6 protein-coding genes are annotated in these 5710 nt (G+C 42.7%); all 6 read left to right on the forward strand.

Annotated features, from left to right (window positions below; all coding sequences use genetic code 11):
* The first annotated feature begins 1 nt into the window (after position 1).
* Positions 2–970 carry a MucB/RseB C-terminal domain-containing protein gene (locus tag B4K20_RS05985; protein WP_289282242.1) on the forward strand — a complete coding sequence of 323 codons (969 nt, stop codon included), beginning with the start codon at positions 2–4 and terminating at the stop codon, positions 968–970.
* Positions 967–1392, forward strand: a complete 426-nt coding sequence (locus B4K20_RS05990) for a SoxR reducing system RseC family protein (protein WP_289282243.1) — start codon at positions 967–969, stop codon at positions 1390–1392. The genes B4K20_RS05985 and B4K20_RS05990 overlap by 4 nt, the downstream gene beginning before the upstream one ends.
* Positions 1389–2804, forward strand: a complete 1416-nt coding sequence (locus B4K20_RS05995; RefSeq protein ID WP_286305173.1) for a DegQ family serine endoprotease — start codon at positions 1389–1391, stop codon at positions 2802–2804. The genes B4K20_RS05990 and B4K20_RS05995 overlap by 4 nt, the downstream gene beginning before the upstream one ends.
* Before the next feature lie 143 nt (positions 2805–2947).
* Positions 2948–3631, forward strand: a complete 684-nt coding sequence (locus B4K20_RS06000; protein ID WP_286305172.1) for a response regulator transcription factor — start codon at positions 2948–2950, stop codon at positions 3629–3631.
* Complete coding sequence (locus tag B4K20_RS06005; RefSeq protein ID WP_289282244.1) at positions 3628–4968, forward strand: sensor histidine kinase; 1341 nt, start codon at positions 3628–3630, stop codon at positions 4966–4968. Before B4K20_RS06000 ends, B4K20_RS06005 begins: the two co-directional genes overlap by 4 nt.
* A gap of 102 nt (positions 4969–5070) precedes the next feature.
* The coding region (locus tag B4K20_RS06010) for a TonB-dependent receptor plug domain-containing protein (protein ID WP_289282245.1) at positions 5071–5710 on the forward strand (640 nt) is incomplete at its 3' end.

A 5710-nucleotide genomic window follows, 5' to 3' on the forward strand; every position in this document is an offset into this window, starting at 1 on the left:
CCTGTTAGTTGTCACATTTTTATCATTTTCTGCTCTGGCGCATGCTGATGCTCCGCGAGCAATGCAGATCCTTGAAAAAATGACTTCCGCGGCAAAAACATTGACCTACGAAGGGGTATTTAACTATCAGTCTGGCAGAAACTTACAGTCAATACGTATTTTCCATCGGTCAGATGACAATGGTGAGCTCGAAAGAATGATTTCTCTGAATGGTGCTGCCAGAGAAGTTATTCGTAGTAACGATATGGTGACGTGCATCAGTCCCGATGGTAAACAAATCAATGTTAGTCGTCGTCCACTGAGTGGAGGGTTTCCAAGTGACTTACCTCGACGTTTCAGCTCTGCAGCACCGTATTATGAAGTTGAAATGGGTGGAAAAAAACGCGTTGCTGGTAAAGATGCCTATCAGTTATTGATTACGCCTAATGATAATTATCGTTATGGCTATCGCTTGTGGGTTGATGTTGAAACATACCTTCTTCTAAAGTCAGAACTTATAGCTCAAGATGGTGATGTGCTGGAAACATTTTCTTTTTCATCAGTTAGCACAGGCGAACCTATTCCAGATTATAAGTTCGAGTCACTACTAGCTGAAGATGACATGGTCTGGCACAAGACAGAACCTCAAGAACCTATCGACATTGAAGAACACCACCATGAACTGGCATGGCAGGTGAATTGGTTGCCTGACGGATTCGCTTTAGTTGCTTTACAGAACCGCCTAAGATCCAGTAATGGGGCCGATGTTGAACAACGTGTTTACAGTGATGGCCTAAGCTCAGTGTCTGTTTTTATTGAGAAAATTCGTGCCAAACACAATCATCTGCATGGTGCTTCGCACGTGGGTGGTATTAATGCTTTTGGCACAATCATGAATGCACATTTCGTCACCGTAGTGGGTGAGGTACCTGCCGTTACTGTTGAAAAGATCGGGAGTGCTATCGCCTTCAGTCAGGCCGAACAGGAATGATTGAACAAAAAGCGACCGTAGCCAGTAGAAGTGGTGAACAAGTCTGGGTAGAAGCCGAACGCCAGTCAACTTGCGGTCAATGCCAGGCACGTAAAGGCTGTGGTACTGGCTTGTTATCCAAGCATGTCGGCAAAAAATTTTCTCGTATAGCGGTTAAGGACGATGGTGAGTTGAGAGTGGGTCAACAGGTGACCGTTTCAATTCCTGAAGAAGCCTTGTTAACAGGGGCTTTCATGATGTACATGTTGCCGCTTATTCTCCTATTTACCATCGCAATTACCGTGCGTTTAATGGGGGGTGGGGAACTGCTGCAAATTGTGTCTGGTCTATTAGGTCTGATTACTGGCTTTGTATGGGTTAAGCACCGTATGAGTCATCATGATGCCGGTATCAATGTCAAACCAAATGAGGACTTCAAATGAGAGTAAACAAAAATTGGACGGCGTTAGCAATGCTAATGACTTGGCTAATGCTGAGTGTTAGTGTTCAGGCTCGGTCACTACCAGAATTTACCGAACTCGTTGCCGACAATGGTGATGCTGTTGTAAACATCCGAACTCATAACAAAACAGAGCAAACTCCCACTTCAATGCTACCACGTGGTTTGGAGTTACCTGAAGGTTCAGGGATGGATGAGTTCTTCAAAAAGTTTTTTGGTGAACAGGGCGGCTCACCAATGCCGAGAGAAAGTGAATCTCTAGGTTCTGGTTTTGTTTTGTCTTCTGATGGTTACATTCTGACTAATCATCATGTTATCAAAGATGCTGATGAAATCATCGTCCGTTTCAGTGATAGAACTGAATTAGAGGCAAAAGTATTAGGTAGCGATGCACGCAGTGATGTTGCCTTAATCAAAGTCGATGCCAAAAACTTAAAAGCCGTCAAACTCGGTGACTCAGATGATTTGAAAGTGGGAGAGTGGGTGTTAGCGATTGGCTCACCTTTCGGCTTTGACTACTCTGCAACCGCTGGCATTATCAGCGCCTTAGGCCGTAGTTTACCTAGCGATAGTTATGTACCCTTCATTCAAACAGATGTGGCTATTAATCCCGGTAACTCAGGTGGCCCACTATTTAATCTGGACGGCGAAGTGATTGGTATCAACTCACAAATTTATAGCCGTACCGGTGGTTTTATGGGGGTATCGTTTGCTATCCCAATTGGTACCGTCATGAATGTGGTGGATCAGATTAAATCACAAGGCTATGTCAGCCGTGGCTGGTTAGGTGTCGTTATTCAAGATGTAACGCGTGAACTCGCCGAATCGTTTGGTTTATCTAAACCAAGCGGTGCACTTATATCTCGTGTCGTCGACGACAGCCCAGCAGCACGAGCAGGCTTTAAAGCAGGTGACGTGATTCTTGATTTTGATGGTAAAGAAGTAGAGACCTCTTCTGATTTACCACCAATCGTTGGTAGAACTAAAGTAGGTAAAGAAGTAGACGTTGAGGTGATGCGTAATAATAAGCACGAAACACTCAAAGTCACCATCGAAGAACTACCAAAAGATGAAGACCTTACCAACAATAGTTCAAAACCTGGCCGGTTTGTCGATTCACGTTTATCAATGGAAGTTGCTGATATCACACCGGAGCAACGTAAACAGTTTGACGTAGCAAAAGGTGGTGTCATGGTCATGAAGGTTGAACAAGGACCCGCAATCAAAGCTGGTATTAGACCTGGTGATATTCTTCTGAGTATCAACAACACTGATATCCAGGATCCTCATCAATTTATTGAGGTGGCAAAAAAACTGCCTGCTAATAAACCGATTCCTGTGTTAGTACAACGCGGTGGTTCAGCACAATTCCTGGCGTTAGAAATTAAAGAGTAACTTCTCTTTAAATCAAACTAAAAAAGCCGTTGATGTATATCAACGGCTTTTTTTTACCTTCGATGTCAGTTAAATAACGACTTATCTGCTATTATTCATAATACGAACAATTGTTATTAAGATTTTAAAGGTAACGTCAAATCATGCCACCTAGAGTGCTTATAGTTGAGGATGACATCACATTAAACCAACAATTACAGCAGCTTCTTGTGAATGCTGGTTTTGATACGGTGGTAGCACATGATGGTAATGATGGTCTGACAAAATCTATTAGTTTGTCGTTGGATTTAATTTTATTGGATGTGTCTTTGCCAGAAAAAGATGGCTACCAAATTTTAAAAACAATCAGGCAAACACGTGTTACGCCAGTGATTATGCTAACTGCACATGGTGCAGAGGAAGAACGTATTCTTGGATTAAAAAGTGGTGCAGATGATTATTTGTCAAAACCATTTAATTTCACCGAGTTGATATTAAGGATAGAAGCGATTCTCAGGCGTTTAGCACCACAAATCAATGACGATGATCATCATTATCTCAGCAGACACGGTATTGAGTTAAATAAACACAAACAAACCGTTTCGTTTGCGGGCCAAACCATTCCATTTACCCCTATACAGTTCAAACTTTTGTGGACACTGATGCAGAATCCCAAACAAACGCTCAGCAAACCACAACTATATCGTCTCGTATTGGAAAAAGAGTTTAGTCGTTATGACAGAAGTCTTGATATGCATATGAGCCGGGTTAGGCGGAAGTTAGTCTCGGCGGGACTACCCGCTGATCACCTACAAACCGTGCATGGGACAGGATATATTTTATTATGAAGCGTCGCTTACTATGGAAGTTAGTCGCAACCATAGTCATTGGCACTATTTTACTTTTTTGGCTGATACATATTTTGCTACTGCACACAGAGCAACATATGAGTTTCATTGATCAGCGTTACCAGTCTGAATTGAAAGCGTATGCCAAATTGGCGGAGAAATATCATGAAAACGGTGATATTCAATCGCTAAATGAGTGGGTAAAGCATCTTCAAGAAAAAGAAAATACCTGGGTAGCTGTTGTTTCTTCCAATGTTGCACCAGTAGGAAATAGCTATATATCAGAACAATACCAGGAGAGATTTGCTCTTGGTCGTGACATCAGCTGGAAAATACATCTCTATTTCAAAGAAACCCCGACAATGGATTTGCCTTTTTCTGACGGTAAAACACATTTTCTCATCACCTTACCGGATCGAATGCGGCCAGGAGCATACTGGTTTCAGACTAGCTTGCTGTTACAGATCGCCTTGCCTTTATTGTTGATGACCTTAATTAGCTTGATTATCTATCGCCATGTCATGTCACCACTTACTCAACTGGAAAAAGCAACAAGGCAATTTAGTGATGGTAATTTCAATGTGCGTGTCGGGAAAACTTTGGCAAAACGTCAAGACGAAATTACCGCCTTGGGTGACACCTTTGATGGGATGGCAGAGCGAATAGGTCACTTAATTCAAACACAGCGTCACCTCATTTCTGATCTCTCTCATGAACTTAGAACCCCGCTAGCACGAGTGGAATTAGCATTAAGCTGGGCTGAAAATCAGGATCTTGATCCGAAATTGATAGAACGAATTCGATATGAAAGTCAGCAAATGCGTGTATTGGTTGAGGATACACTCACTTTGGCGTGGCTTGATAACGAATGTCCCGATTTACGTCAAGAAACATTAGACTTAACTGATTTGATCGATAGTATCATTGAGGATGCGAGGTTTGAGTTTCCCAAATGCGAAATCAAGGCGACGATGCCAGAGCACGCGATTATTGAAAACAGCAGTGCGCGTGCTATAGGACACGCCTTTGAAAATATTCTCAGGAATGCACTAGCACATACCCCCGATGGCCAAACCGTCAAAGTCATCGTTGAGAAAGTGGCAGATCAATACCAAATCTATATTGATGACTTCGGCCCAGGTATAGCACCACACCATTTAACCAATATCTTTAAACCTTTTTTCAGGCTGGCTCATTCTGGGCGTCAGCTTCATCGTGGATTTGGTGTGGGTTTGAGCCTGGCTAAACGCCATATTGAAGTGTGTGGAGGACAACTGAGCGCTGAGAACTTAGTGACGGGTGGTTTAAGAATGAACATGGTCCTACCTGCAAGTTAGGGGTGAAATGTAACAATTGTAAATTTCATATTCATCATCTCGCTTAATCATTAGAATGCGATCTTGTTTTATTTGATAATGATTATTATTAACGAGGTGGTTGTGAGTAAAAGCTTAAACCCAATTAGTCATCGGACTGTACTTTCTGTCGCGCTTTTCGCCGCGATGTTTTCACAGGCTGCAATAGCTGAAGAAATAATCTTGGACACTGTTGAGGTGACTGGTAACACGATTACTCCTGAACTTAACAGCGTGACCGCTGAACAAATTGAAAAAGTTCAGGCGAATGATTTGGAAGATTTATTCAGTCAATCACCAGAAATATCTGTCGGTGGTGGTGTCGATATCGCTCAGAAACTCTATGTGCGAGGTATTGAAGACCAATTGCTGAGCATCAGTATTGATGGCGCTGTTCAGGCAACACGTTTATTTCACCATGCTGGGCGCATCAGTATTGAGCCAGAACTTCTTAAACGTGTTGAAGTGAATGCCGGCTCAGGTAATGCGCTATCAGGTGCTGGAGCACTTGGTGGTTCAGTCAAATTTGTTACTAAAGATCCTGAAGATATGCTGAAGCCGGGCGAGCAATTTGGTGGCTTGGTCAAAGGCATGTTCTCCAGCAATACAGATTCGTTTAAAACAAATACCACACTGTTTGGTCGTCTGACTGATGACTGGAGTGCTATGGTTTCTGCGACCAACTACAACGCTGATGCCTATGAGGATGGTAATGGCGATGAAG

This window comes from Methylophaga sp. UBA5088 (assembly GCF_002414625.1).
In the GTDB taxonomy this organism is placed as follows: domain Bacteria; phylum Pseudomonadota; class Gammaproteobacteria; order Nitrosococcales; family Methylophagaceae; genus Methylophaga; species Methylophaga marina.